The sequence below is a fragment of the Kitasatospora sp. NPDC127111 genome (genome assembly GCF_042677465.1).
GTDB lineage: Bacteria > Actinomycetota > Actinomycetes > Streptomycetales > Streptomycetaceae > Kitasatospora.
This window is the reverse complement of the sequence record NZ_JBHXTG010000070.1, coordinates 15,583-32,548: the sequence shown is the minus strand read 5'-3', so window position 1 is coordinate 32,548 and position 16,966 is coordinate 15,583. Positions and strand designations below refer to the sequence as shown.

Here is a 16,966-nt window from a genome sequence, read left to right as displayed (position 1 = left end):
AGAGGATCCGGACGATCAGGTGATCGGGAGGTCGGGAGGTCGGGAGGTCGGGAGGTCGGACGACCGGCGGCCGGCCCGTCTGCCGGCCCGGGCGCGGACGGTCAGCGGTGCGCGCCGGCCCGGCCGAGCACCGGCCAGGCGTACCCGAACAGCGCCAGCGCGACGGCCCCGCCGCCGAGCAGCCCGGCCACCGGCGCCGACCGGCCCAGCGCGAGCGGTGCCGCGACGGCGGCCGCCCCGGCGAGCGCGCCCAGCGCGGCCGCGGCGCGGCGACCGCAGCCGGCCAGCAGGGCGGGCAGCACCAGCAGCAGGCCCAGCACGCCCTGCGTCGCCCACTGGAGCGGGTCGGCGCGCTCGGCCGCCAGGTGCAGCAGCCCGCCGCCGTGGCCCGGGCCGGGGCGCGGCGCGACGGCCGTCAGCACGGCCAGCGCGGCGAAGCTGAGCACCGCCAGCACGGCCAGGTGCACGGCCACCGCCACCGGCAGCACCGGGCGCATCCGGGCCCGGAACTCGGCGAGGGTGCCCGCCGTCCGCAGATGGCCGCGGCCGATGTGGCGGAACCAGCGCGCCGCCCATTCGGCCGACCCGGCCGACAGCGCCGCCGCCAGCACCAGCGCGGCCGTCACCCGGCCGTCCCCGGTCGCGCCGGCGAGCGGGAGCAGCAGCAGCCCGGCCACCCCGGCGCCGTGGCCGAGCGAGGCCGGCCGCCACCGACGCGCCGCCGGGCGCGGCGGGCCGGGCCAGGGCTCCCCCGCCGTCCCGGGCTCCCCGGCGGCCCCGGGCGGCACCTGGTCCGCCGTCGCGGCCGGCAGCAGGACGAGCGGGACGGCCGCCGGCAGCAGCGCCGGCCAGCGGCCCCCGAGCGCGGCGGCCGCCGCGACCGGCAGCACCGCGAGCGCCGACGACCGCAGCGCCGCGCGGCAGCGCCGCCGCCAGCTCTCCTCCGGTCCGTCGGGCGGGGTCGGCGGGCGGCGCGGCACCCGCGCGTACAGCTCCTCGGCGAGCCCGAAGAGGTCGGCGTGCCGGCAGCGCGCGGCCGTCTCCGGGCCCAGCCCGGCCTCCTCCAGTCCGGCGGCGATCTCCAGCGGGTCGACCGCCCGTTCGCACAGCAGCCGGTGCTCCGCCATCACCTCCCGGACGGGATCACCGGAGAGCCCGGCGGCCGCGGGCACCCCGGCCGCCCGCCCGCCGCCGGCCATCAGACCGCCTCCGCGAGGGCGGCGGGCCGGTCGGCCGTCGCGTCCGGCCCGTCGGCGCGCGGCCCGCCGTCTTCCGCGCCCGGTCGATCGCCGCGCGCGCCGCCGCTCTCGGTGCCCGGCCGGTCGCCGCGCGCGCCGCCGCCCTCCGCGCCGTCCCCGTCCGCCGGCCGGCCCCCGCCGTGGCGGTCGGCCAGCCAGTACTCGGCGGGCCGGGCGAACGGGCGCGGCTGCTCGCCGGCCGGGCCGGCGGCGGCCGGGAAGGCCGGCCACTGCGAGACCAGCTCCAGGTAGATCTCCCGGAACGCCCCGATCACCGGTTCCACGGCGAAGCGTTCCTGCGCCCGCAGGCGTCCGGCCAGCCCGAGCCGCGCCCGCCGCTCCTCGTCGCGCAGCAGCGCCAGGCAGGCGCCGGCCAGGGCCTGCGGGTCGCGCGGCGGGACGAGCAGCCCGGTCGGGCCGACCACCTCCCGGGCCACCCCGACGTCGGTCGAGACCACCGCGCGGCCGCTCAGCATCGCGTCCGCCAGCAGCCGGGGGCTGCGCTGGGAGAGCGCCGAGAAGACGACCACCGTGCCGCCCTCCCAGGCCGCCGCGGCCGACTCGGGCCGTCCGGCGAACTCCACCGCGCCGGCCACCCCCAGCCGTCCGGCCACCGCCTCGCAGTGCGCCCGGTAGCCGCGGACGGTCTCCTCGCCGTGCACCACCAGCCGCGCCGCGGGCAGCTCGGCCCGGACCCGCGCGAAGGCGTGCAGCACCAGTTCGGCGTCCCGGCCGGGCTCCAACGGGCCCGCCCAGACCAGGGTCGGCCGGTCCGGCTCGGGGCCGGCCGCCGCGCGGGCCACCGCCGGGGTGCCCTCGTACACCACCCTGGTCCGCTCCGGGTCGGCGCCGCAGCGCCGCTGCCACTGCTGGTCGTGGGCGCTGCCGGGGGTCAGTATCGCGGCCTGCCGGTACGTCTCCTCGGTGAGCGCCCGGAAGAAGGAGAGCAGCAGCGCCCGGACCTGCCAGCGGTAGGGCGCCTCGCGGTAGCCGAGGTACTGCTCGCGCAGGTGCAGACCGTGCTCGGTGACCACGAACGGCACGCCGTGCAGGTGCTTGGCGACCAGCGCGGGCAGCGCCGCCGGGCCGCCGCCGACCACGTGGCAGAGGTCCGCCGCGCCGAGGCCGCCCGGCCCGGTGCCGTACCAGGGCGCGGAGAGCGGCCGCAGGCACTGTTCCAGCAGGTCGGCCGCGACCAGGACGTCGCAGACCAGCGGCTGCCCGGCCGAGGTGTCGGCCCCCGGGGAGCGCCAGACCCGCTCCAGCGTGCGGCGGGCGTGCGCCGAGGCGAGGAAGGCCGGCAGTGCGCCGTCCTCCCGGGCGAGCGCCGCCAGCCGGTACAGCCCGGCCCCGAAGCCGCCCCGCGCACCCGGCATCACCAGCGCCCGCACGAGCTCCTCGTACGCCCGCGCGTACTGCCGTCTGCGCAACGCCCCCGGCGCGCGGCCGCCCGGGCGGCGCCCCCAGAGGGCCAGCTCGTGCGTCCCGAGCCAGCGGCCCCGCGGGTTCGCTCCGGTCTCCTGGCCGGCCAGCAGGTACAGCTCGAAGTCGTGTTCGCGGAGGCCTTCGGCCAGCCGCTCGGACCAGCCGCCGGCACCACGCTCCGGATGCCGGCGGACACCCTCGGTCAGCAGGGCCACGCGCACGGGAGACCTCCTTATGCCGCCCATGGAAGGGCGTTGAAGACCAAGGGCTTGCTACTCGAACGGGCATGGGGACCGTGGAGCCGCAGGCCGGTGCCCCGCTCGCGGCCGCCGTCCGGATCCTCCCGGATGCTCCGGCGGCACCGACTCCCCCACATGTGTTCGGTCCGACAGCAGAAAGGTAGGACCGGCCCCCGGCGATCCATCGGTCACATGCCTGGCAGCCACCTGAACGAGTGAACCGGCGTGACCTCGCGCGGGACCGCCGCGTTACGACGCCCGCGGTCCGGTGCTCCGCTCCGTCCCCTGCCTGTCCCCGCCCCGCCCCTTCCGTACGCCGATCCCGTACGCCGGCCCCGTACGCCCGTCCCGTACGCGCCCCGGCTCAGGCCCGCGCGAGCAGCTCCCGCACCGCCCGGGCCACGTGGTCGGGGTGCTCCATCATCGCCACGTGCCCGGACTCCGGCAGCACCAGCAGCCGGGCGTCCGCGAAGGCCTGGCAGGCCCGCCGCGCCGAGCGGTAGGAGACCAGCTTGTCCCGCAGCCCGTACACCAGCAGCGTCGGCGCCTTCACCTGCCGGGCCTGCCGCCAGAGCGCCTGGTCCCCGCGCTCGGTGTACGCCGAGACGATCCCGCGCGCCGAGCCGATCAGCGCCTGCGTCGCGTACGGCAGCTCGGACCGCCGCCGGAACTCGGCCACCGCCTCGGCCCGGGCGTCCGGTGACAGGCCGTCCGGGTCGCCGTACACCAGCCGCAGCAGGCCGTCGGTGGCGTCCTCCGGGCTGCGCCCGTTCGCGGGCAGCCGGCTCAGCAGCGCGGGCACGCCGGGCAGCGCCAGCAGGGCGGTCGGCCAGGCGCTGCGCTGCGGCGGCAGCTCGGGCAGCGCGGGCGAGATCAGCGTGAGGCTGCGCACCAGGTCCGGGCGGAGCGCGGCGAGCCGGACCGAGACGGCCCCGCCCAGCGAGTTGCCGAACAGGTGCACCGGGCCGCGCCCGGCCGCCTCCAGGTAGCCGATCACCGCGCGGACGTGCCCGGAGAGGGAGAGGTTGCCGTCGGCCGGCGGCACGGAGTGGCCGAAGCCGGGCAGGTCCACGGCCTCGCCGTCGACCACGCCGGAGAGCCGCGCCATCAGCGCCGTCCAGTTCCCGGCCGAGCCGCCGAGCCCGTGCACGAAGAGCGCCGGCTCCCGCCCGTCGGCCGGACCGCCGCCGCCCGCGGCCCGGTGCACCGCCAGCACCGCACCGGGAACCTCGACCGTACGGAACGGTGCGGGCTCCCCCGCCTCTGTGCGTATCTGCTGCTCAGCGCTGCTCATGGTGGACGATGGTATTGACTCGCCCTCGGCGCGCCGGGTCGCGGCACCTGGTTCGCGGTGACCGGGGCCGGCGTCCCGTCCCTCGTCCCACCACTGCCGATGCCGTGGTCAGCGCCGTATTGTGGGCTCCTGACAAGGGGGCGCCGTGGTTTTCTCGCGTCTGCCAAGCGCGAACACGGTTACCGAAAAGTAGAATCGGTCATCTTGCCAGCCCCGAACAACCCGTGAAGTGAGGAGCGCCGTGACGGCCATCCAGGAGGCGCAGGAGCGCCCGCGCGGTGCCCGCCTGCCGCGAAGCGCCCGCCGTGAACAACTGCTCGGTGCCGCCCAGGAGGTGTTCGTCGCGCAGGGCTACCACGCGGCCGCCATGGACGACATCGCCGACCGCGCCGGGGTCAGCAAGCCGGTTCTCTACCAGCACTTCCCCGGGAAGCTGGAGCTCTACCTGGCGCTGCTCGACAAGCACTGCGACGCGCTGGTCGAGTCGACCCGCGAGGCGCTGTCGACGACCACCGACAACAAGCAGCGCGTCGCCGCGACCATGGAGGCGTACTTCAACTACGTCTCCAGCGAGTCCGGCGCCTTCCGGCTGGTCTTCGAGTCGGACCTGACCAACGAGCCGGCCGTGCGCGAGCGGGTCGAGCGGGCCTCGGAGGCCAGCGCGACGCTGGTCAGCAAGGTGATCCAGGAGGACACCGACCTCCCCGAGTCCGAGTCCAAGCTGCTCGCCGCCGGCGTCTGCGGCCTGGCCCAGATCACCGCCCGCTACTGGCTCTCGCAGGGCCTGGAGATCCCGCGCGACGAGGCCGTGCGGCTGGTCGCCAGCCTGGCCTGGCGCGGCCTGAAGGGCTTCCCGATGCACCCCGGTGCCGAGCAGTCCGAGGCCCCCTCCGCCGAGCAGTGATCCACCGACCTTCGCCTCGGCCTTGATCCTGTGCTCTATGGTGAAGCCGTACGGCGCGGTCGCCGCGATCGCCTGTCCCGGGCGGTCCGGGTGCCGCGCGTGGATGGCTGCAACCCCGGAGGGACGGAAGCCGTGGAGGTCAAGATCGGCGTGCAGAACGCGCCGCGCGAGATCGTGATCGAGAGCTCGCAGACTGCCGATGAGGTCCAGAGCGCGGTCGCCAAGGCGCTGGAGGGCACCGAGAAGCTCTTGACGCTGACCGACGAGCACGGCCGCCGCGTCATCGTCCCGGCCGAGCGCCTGGCGTACGTGGAGATCGGCGAGCAGGCCGTCCGGAAGGTCGGTTTCGGCACGCTCTGATGTCGTACCGCGGTGCCCCGCCCTCCTCACCGGGGGCGGGGCACCGCCGTGTGTACGGCCGGGGAACCGCCGTGTGTACGGGCGGGGCGGCCGGGGTACGGCGACAGTGCGGCCGTCCGTGCGCCGCGCGCCCGCACCCCGGGGAGGCACTTTTGCTGGTCGAGACGCTCGCCTTCGTCCTGGTCGGCCTGGTCGTCGGCGCCACCGCGCTGCTGTCCCTGCCCGCCTACTTCCCGTCCGGACGGGCTCTGACGATGGGGACGGCACTGGTCTCGGCCCTGCTCAGCGGGGTGATCGCGCACTTCGCGCTGAACGGCGCGGCCCCGGCGGCCGGCGTCGCGATCTCGGCGACCGCCTCGGCACTGCTCACCTCGGTCCTGGCCCGGCCCGACCTCGCGGCCGGCCGGCGCCCCGCCCACCGGCACCACCCGCACCGGGCCGGCGCGCACCACCGGCACCGGCACGCGTGAACCCTACGAGGCGAGACCCAGCGCGGCCATCCGCTTGGTGTGCGCCTCGGTGATCCGGTTGAACATCTTGCCGACCTCGACCAGGTCGAAGCCCTGCACCCGGACGCCGCCGACCAGCAGGTTGGAGAGCGCGTCCCGCTCGGCCACCACCCGCTGGGCCTGGCTCAGCGCCTCGCCCATCAGCCGCCGGCCCCAGAGCGCCAGCCGGCCGCCCGCGCGCGGGTCGGCCTCGATCGCCTGCCGCACCTTGTCGACGGCGAACTGGGCGTGCCCGGTGTCCGACATGACGCCGAGGACCAGGTCGCGGGTGTCGTCGTCCAGGCGGACGGCCACCTCGCGGTAGAAGTCGGTCGCGATCGCGTCGCCGACGTACGCCTTGACCAGGCCCTCCAGCCAGTCCGAGGGCGCGGTCATCCGGTGGAACAGCTCCAGCGGCTCGACGAACGGCCGCATCGCCTCCTGCGGGTCCGCGCCGACCTCGGCGAGACGGTCGTGCAGCCGCTGGTAGTGCTGGAACTCGGCGGAGGCCATCCGGGCCAGCGCGGCCTTGTCGGCGAGGTCCGGCGCGAGCTTGGCGTCCTCGGCGAGGCGCTCGAAGGCGCTCAGCTCGCCGTAGGCGAGGGCGCCGAGCAGGTCCAGCACGGCCGCCCGGTACCCGGGGTCGGCCGAGCAGCTCGCCCAGTCGCCGATCGAGCCTGCCGCGTCGTCCTGCGTCTCAGCATGGGTCTCCATGACCTGCCACCTTAGTCCCGCCCGCCCTCCCGCACACGCACGGTGCCGCCGAGCCCGCCCCAGCGCCGCCCGGCCCCCGCGGGCCCTCCGAGCAGCGACGCCGGGCACGCCTCACACCCCACCCCCACCACCCCGGCCCGGCGCGGTCGAGAAGGTCGCCACCGGCCCCCCGCAGGCCCGCCGCAGGCGCCCCGCAGGCCCTCCGAGCAGCGATGTCGCACGCGTCACGTGTTCGAGTCGTCGCGTGACTGTATGGTGGTAGGGAGACCCGTAGTGCTCGCACGGTGTCACCGCCGTCTCGGTGCGCCGGGCAAGCCCGCTCCGCAGCGGCGCCGTCCGTCAGGACGTGCCCGTACCGGAAGCCGGGTACTCACGTACGCGGATGCCCGGTCGGAGAGCCGATCGGCTCCGACCATGGCTTGGACTTCAAGCCTTGGCACCGCATCAGTGGCCGAGCGAGGGCCGCCGAGACCGCGCCAGCCCGGCGCAGGTCCCGCGCAGGTCCCTCACGGGAATCCTCCCCGACGCCGCCGGCGACGCGCCCCTCACCGGGCCGCGCGAACCACCGGCCGGCCGCAGGGACCGGCGCGGTTGTGCGTCCGCGCAGCTGTATCAGGGCCGTCCAGGCCCGTACGCAGCCGCGCGGCTGCCCGCCCGCCGCTCGCTCTCGGCCCCTCCACACGGAAGAGGCAGCACCCTGTCCACCACCGCTGAACCCACCAAGACCACCTTCCGGGAGCTGGGGATCCTCCCGGAGACCGCCGAGGCCCTGGAGTCCGTCGGCATCGTCCACCCCTTCCCCATCCAGGAGATGACCCTCCCGGTCGCGCTGACCGGCCACGACGTCATCGGCCAGGCCAAGACCGGCACCGGCAAGACGCTCGGCTTCGGTCTCCCGCTGATCGAGCGGGTGGTCGTCCGCGCCGACGTCGACGCCGGCCGCGCCACCGAGGACCAGCTCTCCGACTTCCCGCAGGCGCTGATCGTCGTCCCGACCCGCGAGCTCTGCACCCAGGTCACCAACGACCTGCAGACCGCCGGCAAGGTCCGCGACGTGCGCGTGCTCGCCGTCTACGGCGGCCGGGCGTACGAGCCGCAGGTCGAGGCCCTGAAGAAGGGCGTCGACATCGTGGTCGGCACCCCGGGCCGCCTGCTCGACCTGGCCGGGCAGAAGAAGCTCAACCTGTCCCAGGTCCGCGCGCTGGTCCTGGACGAGGCCGACGAGATGCTCGACCTCGGCTTCCTGCCGGACGTCGAGAAGATCCTCACCATGCTGCCGGCCAAGCGGCAGACCCTGCTGTTCTCGGCGACCATGCCGGGCCAGGTGATCAACCTCGCCCGCCGCTACATGAACCAGCCGACCCACATCCGGGCCGCCGCGCCGGACGACACCGGCACGACCGTCGCCAACATCGAGCAGCACATCTTCCGCGCGCACTCGCTGGACAAGGTCGAGGTCGTCTCGCGCATCCTGCAGGCCGAGGGCCGCGGGCTGGCGATGATCTTCTGCCGCACCAAGCGCACCGCCGCCGACGTCTCCGACCAGCTGACCCAGCGCGGCTTCGCGGCCGGCGCGGTCCACGGCGACCTCGGCCAGGGCGCCCGCGAGCAGGCGCTGCGCGCGTTCCGCAACGGCAAGGTCGACGTGCTGGTCTGCACCGACGTCGCCGCCCGCGGCATCGACGTCGAGGGCGTCACGCACGTCATCAACTACCAGTGCCCCGAGGACGAGAAGACCTACCTGCACCGGATCGGCCGCACCGGCCGGGCCGGCGCGTCCGGCACCGCCGTGACGCTGGTCGACTGGGACGACATCCCGCGCTGGCAGCTGATCAACAAGGCGCTGGACCTGCCGTTCAACGAGCCGGAGGAGACCTACTCCACCTCGGCGCACCTGTACGAGCTGCTGAAGATCGCCAAGGGCACCACCGGTGTGCTGCCGCGGTCGGAGCGGACCCGGGCCGGTCTGGGCGCGGAGGAGGTCGAGGACCTCGGCGAGACCGGCGGGCGCGGTTCGCGCTCGGCCGGCGGCCGTGGCCGCGGCGGTGCGCGCGGTGCCGCCGGCAAGCCCGCCGCCGAGACCACCACCGAGGAGAAGCCGGCCCGCCGCACCCGTGAGCGCCGCCGCACCCGTGGCGGCAGCGCGGTCGCGGCCGGGACGGTGACCGAGGCGCCCGCCGAGGCCGCCACCGCGGTCGAGGCTCCGGCGGCCCCGGCCGTCGAGGCCGCCGAGGGCGAGGCCGGGGCTCCGCGCCGCCGCCGTCGCCGTCCGCGCAGCACCGCGGCCGGCGAGACCGCCGTCGCCGCGGTGGCCGAGGCTCCGGCCGCGGTCGCCGAGGCCGCCGTGCCGGCAGCCGACGCCGCCGTCGCCGAGGAGAAGCCGGCCCGCCGCACCCGCAGCCGGGCCAAGGCGAAGGCCGAGCCGAAGACCGAGCCGACCGCCGAGGCCACCGCCGCGCCCGCGGCCCCCGCCGAGGCCCCGGCGCCGCGCAAGCGGACCCGGACCCGTCGCCCGGCCGCCGCCCCCGAGGCGACGCCGGAGAGCTGAGCGCCGCAGGCACCGCCCGGAGGGGGCGGTCCGGTCCCGCACGTCGGGACGGGGCCGCCCCCTCCGGCGTGCCCGCCCCGCTACGCTCGGGGTTACCGGCCGGTCACCCCCCATCGGTGCAGCCGTCCGCCCGGAGTACCGTCCGCCCGGAGTCCCAGGAGATCCGCCCATGAGCACGCCGCCGTTCCTCACCCTCCCCGGTTGCGCACGGGCGCTGCGACTGACGACCGCGCGCGGGGAGTTCGCCGCGCTGCGGGCCGAACCGGCGGGCGCGCTGCGCGGCTCGGCGCTGCTGGTGCCCGGGTTCACCGGCAGCAAGGAGGACTTCATCGCGCTGCTGGAGCCGCTCGCGGCGGCCGGCTACCGGGTGACCGCGGTCGACCAGCGCGGCCAGTACGAGACCGGCGGCACGGACGACCCCGCCGCCTACGCCGTCGACGCGCTCGGCGCGGACGTCCGGGCGCTCTCCGCGGTGCTCGCCGACGACGGGGTGCCGCTGCACCTGCTGGGCCACTCCTTCGGCGGCCAGGTGGTCCGGGAGGCCGTCCTGGCGGCCGCCGCGGAGGGTCCGCTGCCCTGGCGCTCGCTGACCCTGATGTCCACCGGGCCGGGCGCGATCGAGCCGGGCGAGGCGGAGCGCACCAAGCTGCTGATCTCGGTGCTGCCGACGATGAGCCTGGAGGAGATCTGGCAGGTGCTCCAGCAGATGGAGGAGGGTTCCGGAGACCCGACGCGGCGTCCGGCGCCCGAGGTCACGGAGTTCCTGCACCGCCGCTGGCTGGCGAACGTGCCGCAGGCGCTCATCACCACGGGCGGGCACCTGATCGCCGCGCCCGACCGGGTGGACGAGCTGGCCGCGGCCGCGAAGGCCGCCGAGCTGCCCGCCCTGGTGCTCTCCGGCGTCCGCGACTACGCCTGGCCGGTGCCCGAGCAGTCCGGGATGGCCGAGCGCCTGGGCGCCCGCCGCGCGGTGATCGAGGACGCCGGCCACTCCCCCAACGCCGAGCAGCCGGCCGCCACCGCGAAGGCCCTCGTGGACTTCTGGGCCTGACGGACCCGAAGAACCTGACAGGCCCGGCGGACGCCCGCACCCCTGCTCCTCACGCGGCACCCCCTACCCGCACGCCGGCACCCCCTGTCCGCACGCCCGGCGACCCCTGTCCGCACCCCGATTCGGTTGCGCACAGGACAAAATTCGTTAGTTGCGGTAATATTTGATTCTGTCCGGGAAACATCGCCAGCCTCATCGCGACGGCGACATCGACGTCGGCATGAATCGGCCGAAACCAGGACGTTACGGACGGGCAACGGCCCGGTAGCAGCACCACGACAGAGTGGTTCACGAGGGACCAGGAGTCCCCGGCAAGCAGGGGGGAGCCCTTTGCCGCAGCAGACCGCCGACCGTTCGGCACGACAGACCCCGAAAGGGCTGATACCGACTCAGCCACGACCGCCCCGCCAGCCGGGGCAGGAACAGGAGACGCCCATGCGCTTCGAGATCCTCCGACTGGACGACGCCCACGGCACCGCCACCGACCGCCTGATCGCCGACGCCGAGACCGTCCGCGAGCTCGTCCAGGACGCCGCCCGCACCGGCGAGCGCCTGCTCATCCGCCCGTGCCCGGCCGTCTGACCCAGCGCGGCGCCTCCGACCGGGAGCCCTCACCCGCCGCCGACGACCCGGGAGCGTCCGATCCCGACGTTCCGATACCCGACTGACGCCCCGTCACCGCGATCCGACGATGACGGGGCGTCAGTGCGTCCGGGCCCGCCGCAGGCCACCGGGGCCGACGTTTGCCGCCGCCCGCCGCTGGACATCCCCTACCGGGAGCCGCCCGTACCACGCCTACCCCGCGCCGGACGGGCACCCGCCACCGACAGGTGCCGCCGAGCCCTCCGTACGGGTGATCGTCCTTGACGCGGCGGTCCGGAGGGAGGAGCGTTGTCGGCTATGAGGGGCGAGCCAAGCTGCCCGAGGTGCGCCGGTCGGGTCCGCGCCCCCGGTCTGTTCTCAGACACCTGGCAGTGCGACCGGCACGGAGCCGTGCACCCGATGCAGCCGGTGCTGCCCCCGAGCGTCGAGGCGCTCGGCGTCGCCGTCGCCCGTTCGCAGGTCCCCGTCTGGCTGCCCTGGCCGCTCCCGGTCGGCTGGCTCTACACCGGCATCGCCCACGTCGGTGACGACGTCTCGGGCGCCCGGGCCACCGCCGTGGCCTGTTCCGGCCCCGCGCCGCTCGGCGGCTTCGGGGAGCTGGTGCTGGTCGCCGAGGAGCTCGGCGTCGGGCTCGGCGCCCGGTACGCGGGGCTGGCCGGTCCGGACCCGGGCGAGTCGGTCGCCCTCTACAAGCCCGCCGACGCCAAGCTGATGGCGGCCGGGCGGCCCACCCCGATGTTCCACGTCCCGGACGCGCCGGCCGACCGCGCGGTCTTCGTCGGCGAGGCCCGCGGCCTCTGGCTCTGGGCGGTGGCCTGGCCCGAGCAGTCCGCGCTGGTGATGTACGACGAACTGGTGCTCACCGACCTGCGCGAGGCCGGCGCCGAGCTGGACCTGCTGCCCTGCGGCGCGCTCTCCCCCCGCCTGCTCGGCTGACCTATCCTGGGCGGCACCCGCCGCCCACCCCAGGAGCCCACCCCCGTGCGCATCGACCTGCACGCCCACAGCAACGCGTCCGACGGCACCGACAGCCCCGCCGAGCTGGTCGCGGCGGCGGTCGCCGCGGGCCTGGACGTGGTGGCGCTCACCGACCACGACACGGTGGCCGGCCACGCGGAGGCCGCCGAGGCGGTGCACGCGCTGCCGGCCGGCAGCCGGCTGGCCCTCGTCCCGGGCGCCGAGCTCTCCTGCGTGGTGGAGGGCATCAGCATGCACCTGCTGGCCTACCTGTTCGACCCGGCCGAGCCGGCCTTCGCGCGGGAGCGCGAGCTGGTGCGCACCGACCGGTTCCGGCGCGGACGGGCGATCGTCGAACGCTGCCGGGAGCTGGGCGCGGAGATCAGCTGGGAGCAGGTCGAGCGGATCGCGGGCGCGGGCTCGGTCGGGCGGCCGCACATCGCCAGCGCGCTGGTCGAGGCCGGCGTGGTGGCCACCGTCTCGGACGCGTTCACCCCGGAGTGGCTGGCCAACGGCGGGCGGGCGGACGTCCGCAAGCACGAGACCGACCCGATCGAGGCGGTCCGGCTGGTCCGGGCGGCCGGCGGGGTGCCGGTCTTCGCGCACCCGGGTGCGGTCAAGCGCGGGCGGACCGTGTCCGACCAGGTGATCGCGGACCTCGCGGCGGCCGGGCTGGCGGCGCTGGAGGTGGACCACGTCGACCACGACGAGCCGACCCGGGCGCACCTGCGCGGGCTGGCCGCCGAACTCGGCCTGCTGACCACCGGGTCCAGCGACTACCACGGCGGCCGAAAGACCGTCCGGCTCGGCGAGCACACCACCGATCCCGCCGTCTACGAGGCGCTGGTGGCCCAGGCGACCGGCGCGAAGCCGCTCGGGGGGTAGGACGGCCCCGGCGCGCACGCCGGGGTGCGGGAGCGGGCGGCGTGGTGCGCGCCGGCACCGGGGGCCGTCACCCGCTCGACCCGGGCCGGGCCGCCCGGGCTCCGGACCCGCGCCGCCCGGGCTCCGACCCGCCGTCAGTCCAGCGGCACCGCACGGCGGTCGGGGTCGCGCAGGTCGGTCCCGTGCTTGAGCCAGCGCTCCTCCAGCGCGGCCGCGCCGTGCACCCGCTTCCAGCCGGCCTCGTTGGGTGTCATCGGCAGCAGCGGCAGGAAGCGGACCGGGTCGGCCGGTTCGTCCAGCTCCAGGTCGGGCACCAGGCCGCCCGGTTCGGCGGCCAGCACCGAGGTGAACGGGGCGCCGTCCCAGAGCGGGGAGCCGAGGTCCAGCGAGCCGCCGGGGGCCACCACCAGGCCCTCCACCTGCGGGGTCGCGGCGAAGGTGGCCAGCGTCCGGAGCACGCTGTCGCGGCCCCCACGGATCGTCAGGACCAGTTCGGCGCGCGGACCGCGGACCTGGTCGGCGACCATCGCGGTGGGGTCGGCCATCGGCGCGGCGGACATCCCGAGCGTGGCGTAGCGGACCAGGCCGTCGGCGTCCGGGCCGAAGCGCAGCACCTCGATCCGGTCCGCGCCGAGGAAGGTGACCGCGGCGCGGCCGCTCGGTTCGCCGAAGGTGGTCAGCAGCCGGGCCTCGACGGCGGCCAGCACCGCCTCGCGCGAGAGGCCGGAGGGGTCGTGGGGGCCGCCGTGCGGATCCGTCGGGTCGCCGAAGAGCGGGAAGTCGTGCGCCATGCCGGTGAGCGTAACCCCGGCGCACCGGCGCGGCTGTCACCAGCGTCACGGTAAGGCCGCAGCGGCGATGGCCGGTCAGATGTTAGTGTGAGCGACTGGCCACCGGGGATGCTTCTCTCCGGGGCAGCGGCGTGAAGGAGGTGGTTGCGGTGGATACCAGCCGACCATGCAGTACCGGCAGCTCTACCCGGCCCGGACGCCTTCCCCGTACCCCTCGCCACGCAGGCTGAAACAGCACCACCGGTAGCTGATCGCGCCGCGTCCGCCGAGACGACCGAGGCAGTGCCGGTCCGGCCCGGGAGAGCACATTCACCGGCGTCCGGTCGTTCCATTGCGCGCCCCAGCAAGGCCGAGGACCGACCGCAGCCGCCCTTCCACCGGTGTTCCTCCGCCGTCGCACCACGGCCAGCCGTCACCGCGCCGCCGTGCGGCGGCTCCTGCCCCAGGGAGCCTGCCATGTCGATGATCAACAGCCTGCGCGCCGCCGTCCGCACCAACCGCCGCCGCTCGGCGGCCGGCCTGTACGACTCGATCCACCCGGGCGCGTCCACCTCGGCGGTGGTGGACTGCGCGGTCTACCAGCACGGCAAGCGGAACGGCGACAGCTGCAGCCCACGCGAGGCGGTCCGCCGCGTCAAGGCCTCGCAGCAACTGCCGGACGGCGCGGGATCGTTCAGCTGGATCGGGCTCCACGAGCCGACCGAGGCCGAGTTCGAGGGCATCGCCCAGCGCTTCGGCCTGCACCCGCTGGCCGTCGAGGACGCCGTGCACGCGCACCAGCGGCCCAAGGTCGAGCGGTACGACGACGTGCTGTTCGCCGTCTTCAAGACGATCCGCTACGTCGAGCACGACCAGCTCACCCCGACCAGCGAGGTGGTCGAGACCGGCGAGCTGATGGTGTTCGCCGGGCGGGACTTCGTGATCACCGTCCGGCACGGCGGGCACAGCTCGCTGCAGGAGCTGCGGCACCGGCTGGAGGCCGACGCGGACGGCACCGGGCTGCTCGCCAAGGGCCCGTCCGCGGTGCTGCACGCGATCGCCGACCACGTGGTGGACAACTACCTGCTGGTCGCCGACCGGCTGCAGACCGACGTCGACGAGATCGAGTTCGACGTCTTCTCCAACAAGGGCGGCCGGGGCACCGACGTCGGCCGGGTCTACCAGCTCAAGCGCGAGGTGCTGGAGTTCAAGCGGGCGGTGGCGCCGCTGCTGCGCCCCATGCAGCAGCTCTCCGAACCGCTGCAGCGGCTGGTCGACCCGGACATCCAGAAGTACTTCCGCGACGTCGCCGACCACCTCGCCCGGGTCACCGAGCAGGTGCACGGCTTCGACGAACTGCTCAACTCGCTGCTCCAGGCCAACCTGGCGCAGGTCTCGGTGGCGCAGAACGAGGACATGCGCAAGATCACCGCCTGGGCGGCGATCTTCGCCGTGCCCACCATGATCACCGGCGTCTACGGCATGAACTTCGACTACATGCCCGAGCTGCACCACAAGTACGGCTATCCGATGGTGCTCGGCAGCGTGGTGCTGATCTGCATCGGCATGTACCGCGGCTTCCGCCGCAACGGCTGGCTGTAGGGCCGTAGCGGCCGCAGGGGCACCGCCCGGGCGGTGCCCGCCGCTACCGGCGCCCGCCGCGGGCGACCAGGACCAGGCCGAGCAGGATCAGCACCACCGCCGGGTAGGCGGCCACCGGGGGCCACTGGCCGAGCCAGAGCGCGGCGATCAGCGCGGCCCCGGGGGTCTCCAGCAGGATCGCGGTCGAGGTGACGGACGGGCCGAGGGTGCGCACCACCCGGTTGCTGAGCGAGTGCCCGAGCAGCTGGGCGGTGACCATCAGCAGCACGATCTGCCACCAGACCCCGGCCGGCCAGCCGCTCATCGGCGTACCGGCGGCCAGGCAGATCACCAGCAGCACCACCGCCGTGGTGGCGTAGCAGACCAGGGTGTACGCCGTGGTGCTGACGGTCTTGCGGACCTCGGCGCCGAGCAGCATGTACCCGGCCGCCGCGAGCCCGGCGCCGAGGGCCAGCGCGTCGCCGAGCAGCGCGCGCGGGGAGAGCGTCAGGTCGACCCCGGTCAGCACCAGCACGCCCGCGAAGGCCACCGTCATGCCGATCCAGACCAGCCGGGGCGCCCGCACCCCGAACAGCCGCATCAGCAGGATGGTCCAGAGCGGGGTGGTGGTCACCAGCGCCGTCGCCGAGGCCACCGAGGTCATCCGCAGGCTGGGCATCCAGAGCGCGAAGTGCACGGCGAGCAGCGCCCCGGCCGCCGCCGCCAGCAGCAGCGCCCGGCGGCCGATCCCGCGCAGCTCGGCGCGGTGGCGCAGCAGCGCGTAGGGGCCGAGCACGCCGACCGACATGACGTTGCGCCAGAACGCGATCGCCAGCGCCGGGGCGGCGGTGGCGCTGATCAGCGGCGCGGAGAGCGAGATGCCGGAGACGGAGACGGCGAGCAGCAGCAGGTCGAGCTTGGGCAGCGGGTGCCCGGGGACCGGCCCGGTCGCGATGCCGGTGCCGGGGGTGGCGGTGCCGGCGATGCCGGTGCCGGGGGCGGCGGAGGCTGGAGTGGCGGAGGCTGACTCGGGCCGGGCGGCGGGCACGGCGCTCCTCTGGCTCGGGGTGAGGGTGTGGGCGGCTCCTACGGTAAGGCCCGTGCGGCCCCCACGGCACTGTCGCCCGACGGGTGAGACATCCGCTGGACGCCCGGAACCGGGCCTGGGGCTACGCTGTCGGCCATGGACCGTACGCCCGCCACCGCCACCGCCGACGACTTCCTCGACCAGGCCCTGGTGGAGGAGGCCGCGAAGAAGTCCGGACTGCTCTGGGTCCGGGCGGACGGCCAGGAGCACAGCCGGGCGCTCTGGCACGCCTGGTACGACGGCGCCGTGGTGGTGGTCGGCGACGGCGGCGAGCAGCCGCTGCACGGGCTGGCCGCCGGGGCCGGCGCGGTGGTGACCGTCCGCAGCAAGGACAAGGGCGGCCGGCTGACCGGCTGGCCGGCCCGGGTCTCCGAGCTGGCGCCGGGCAGCGAGGCCTGGCTCGGCGCGGTCGAGGAGCTCAAGGGCAAGCGGCTGAACGCGCCCGACACCGACACCATCGCCGACCGCTGGGCCCGCGAGTGCCGGGTGCTGCGCCTGGAGCCCGCCGGGCTGACCGAGCGCCCGGGGGCGATGCCGGACGCCTCGCACGCCACCGCCCCGATGCCCACCACCGCCACCACCCGGATGCCGATCCCGGCCGGCCTCCCCAAGCTGCTGCTCAAGCGCCGCAAGGGCTGAGCCCGGCCCGCCTCCCCGCGCGGAAAGTCGGCCCGGCCGACGTCCCGTGCCGACTCCCCCGCAGGTCACCCTTCCCTCCCCCGCCCCCGGCCGGCCACGGCTCGCCGGGCCGGGCCCCGGGTGCCCGGGTAGCCTTGGCCCCGGGGCCGCTCCCGCGCGCCCGTGAGGGCGTCTAGCTAGGCG

General features: G+C 75.8%; 16 protein-coding genes. 10 read left to right on the top strand and 6 right to left on the bottom strand.

What is annotated here, in order from left to right:
* Positions 1-101 precede the first annotated feature (101 nt).
* From ACFVHB_RS31790 to ACFVHB_RS31780, 3 genes are all read right to left on the bottom strand, one after another.
* Positions 102-1,199: a hypothetical protein gene (locus ACFVHB_RS31790; protein WP_380329103.1), complete on the bottom strand. Its 1,098-nt coding sequence runs from the start codon at positions 1,197-1,199 to the stop codon at positions 102-104.
* Entirely contained in the window at positions 1,199-2,884 is a 1,686-nt protein-coding gene (locus ACFVHB_RS31785; RefSeq protein ID WP_380329101.1) for a DUF3492 domain-containing protein, read from the bottom strand. The genes ACFVHB_RS31790 and ACFVHB_RS31785 overlap by 1 nt, the downstream gene beginning before the upstream one ends.
* A gap of 382 nt (positions 2,885-3,266) precedes the next feature.
* On the bottom strand, positions 3,267-4,196 hold the full coding sequence (locus ACFVHB_RS31780; RefSeq protein WP_380329099.1) for an alpha/beta fold hydrolase: 930 nt from the start codon (positions 4,194-4,196) through the stop codon (positions 3,267-3,269).
* Between the two features lie 241 nt (positions 4,197-4,437).
* On the opposite strand from ACFVHB_RS31780, the gene ACFVHB_RS31775 reads away from it, so the two are divergent.
* The 3 genes from ACFVHB_RS31775 (at position 4,438) to ACFVHB_RS31765 (ending at position 5,930) form a co-directional block, all read left to right on the top strand.
* A complete protein-coding gene (locus ACFVHB_RS31775; protein ID WP_380329097.1) occupies positions 4,438-5,100 on the top strand; it encodes a TetR/AcrR family transcriptional regulator in 663 nt (220 codons plus the stop codon).
* Between the two features lie 132 nt (positions 5,101-5,232).
* Positions 5,233-5,460, top strand: coding sequence for a DUF3107 domain-containing protein (locus tag ACFVHB_RS31770; protein ID WP_380329095.1), 228 nt, complete (start codon positions 5,233-5,235; stop codon positions 5,458-5,460).
* A gap of 152 nt (positions 5,461-5,612) precedes the next feature.
* Positions 5,613-5,930 (top strand): hypothetical protein, encoded by a 318-nt coding sequence (locus tag ACFVHB_RS31765; protein ID WP_380329093.1) that lies wholly within the window; start codon positions 5,613-5,615, stop codon positions 5,928-5,930.
* Between the two features lie 3 nt (positions 5,931-5,933).
* On the opposite strand, the gene ACFVHB_RS31760 is transcribed toward ACFVHB_RS31765, so the two are convergent.
* Positions 5,934-6,662, bottom strand: coding sequence for a ferritin-like fold-containing protein (locus tag ACFVHB_RS31760; protein ID WP_380329091.1), 729 nt, complete (start codon positions 6,660-6,662; stop codon positions 5,934-5,936).
* A gap of 607 nt (positions 6,663-7,269) precedes the next feature.
* Between ACFVHB_RS31760 and ACFVHB_RS31755 the strand changes: the two genes are divergently transcribed.
* From ACFVHB_RS31755 to ACFVHB_RS31735, 5 genes are all read left to right on the top strand, one after another.
* Positions 7,270-9,210 (top strand): DEAD/DEAH box helicase, encoded by a 1,941-nt coding sequence (locus ACFVHB_RS31755; protein ID WP_380329132.1) that lies wholly within the window; start codon positions 7,270-7,272, stop codon positions 9,208-9,210.
* 169 nt (positions 9,211-9,379) lie between these two features.
* Entirely contained in the window at positions 9,380-10,261 is an 882-nt protein-coding gene (locus ACFVHB_RS31750) for an alpha/beta fold hydrolase (protein ID WP_380329089.1), read from the top strand.
* Positions 10,262-10,696: 435 nt separating this feature from the next.
* Entirely contained in the window at positions 10,697-10,843 is a 147-nt protein-coding gene (locus ACFVHB_RS31745; protein WP_380329087.1) for a hypothetical protein, read from the top strand.
* A gap of 318 nt (positions 10,844-11,161) precedes the next feature.
* Positions 11,162-11,800: a DUF6758 family protein gene (locus ACFVHB_RS31740; protein WP_380329086.1), complete on the top strand. Its 639-nt coding sequence runs from the start codon at positions 11,162-11,164 to the stop codon at positions 11,798-11,800.
* Between the two features lie 45 nt (positions 11,801-11,845).
* Positions 11,846-12,706 (top strand): PHP domain-containing protein, encoded by an 861-nt coding sequence (locus tag ACFVHB_RS31735; protein ID WP_380329084.1) that lies wholly within the window; start codon positions 11,846-11,848, stop codon positions 12,704-12,706.
* Between the two features lie 134 nt (positions 12,707-12,840).
* Here the strand turns inward: ACFVHB_RS31735 and ACFVHB_RS31730 are convergent, their stop codons facing one another.
* Positions 12,841-13,497, bottom strand: a complete 657-nt coding sequence (locus ACFVHB_RS31730; protein ID WP_380329082.1) for a suppressor of fused domain protein — start codon at positions 13,495-13,497, stop codon at positions 12,841-12,843.
* Between the two features lie 456 nt (positions 13,498-13,953).
* Between ACFVHB_RS31730 and corA the strand changes: the two genes are divergently transcribed.
* Positions 13,954-15,078, top strand: coding sequence for a magnesium/cobalt transporter CorA (gene corA / locus ACFVHB_RS31725; RefSeq protein ID WP_360182068.1), 1,125 nt, complete (start codon positions 13,954-13,956; stop codon positions 15,076-15,078).
* 43 nt (positions 15,079-15,121) lie between these two features.
* Here the strand turns inward: corA and ACFVHB_RS31720 are convergent, their stop codons facing one another.
* Positions 15,122-16,105 (bottom strand): DMT family transporter, encoded by a 984-nt coding sequence (locus tag ACFVHB_RS31720; RefSeq protein ID WP_380329080.1) that lies wholly within the window; start codon positions 16,103-16,105, stop codon positions 15,122-15,124.
* Positions 16,106-16,240: 135 nt separating this feature from the next.
* On the opposite strand from ACFVHB_RS31720, the gene ACFVHB_RS31715 reads away from it, so the two are divergent.
* On the top strand, positions 16,241-16,783 hold the full coding sequence (locus tag ACFVHB_RS31715) for a hypothetical protein (RefSeq protein WP_380329078.1): 543 nt from the start codon (positions 16,241-16,243) through the stop codon (positions 16,781-16,783).
* Positions 16,784-16,966: the final 183 nt, after the last annotated feature.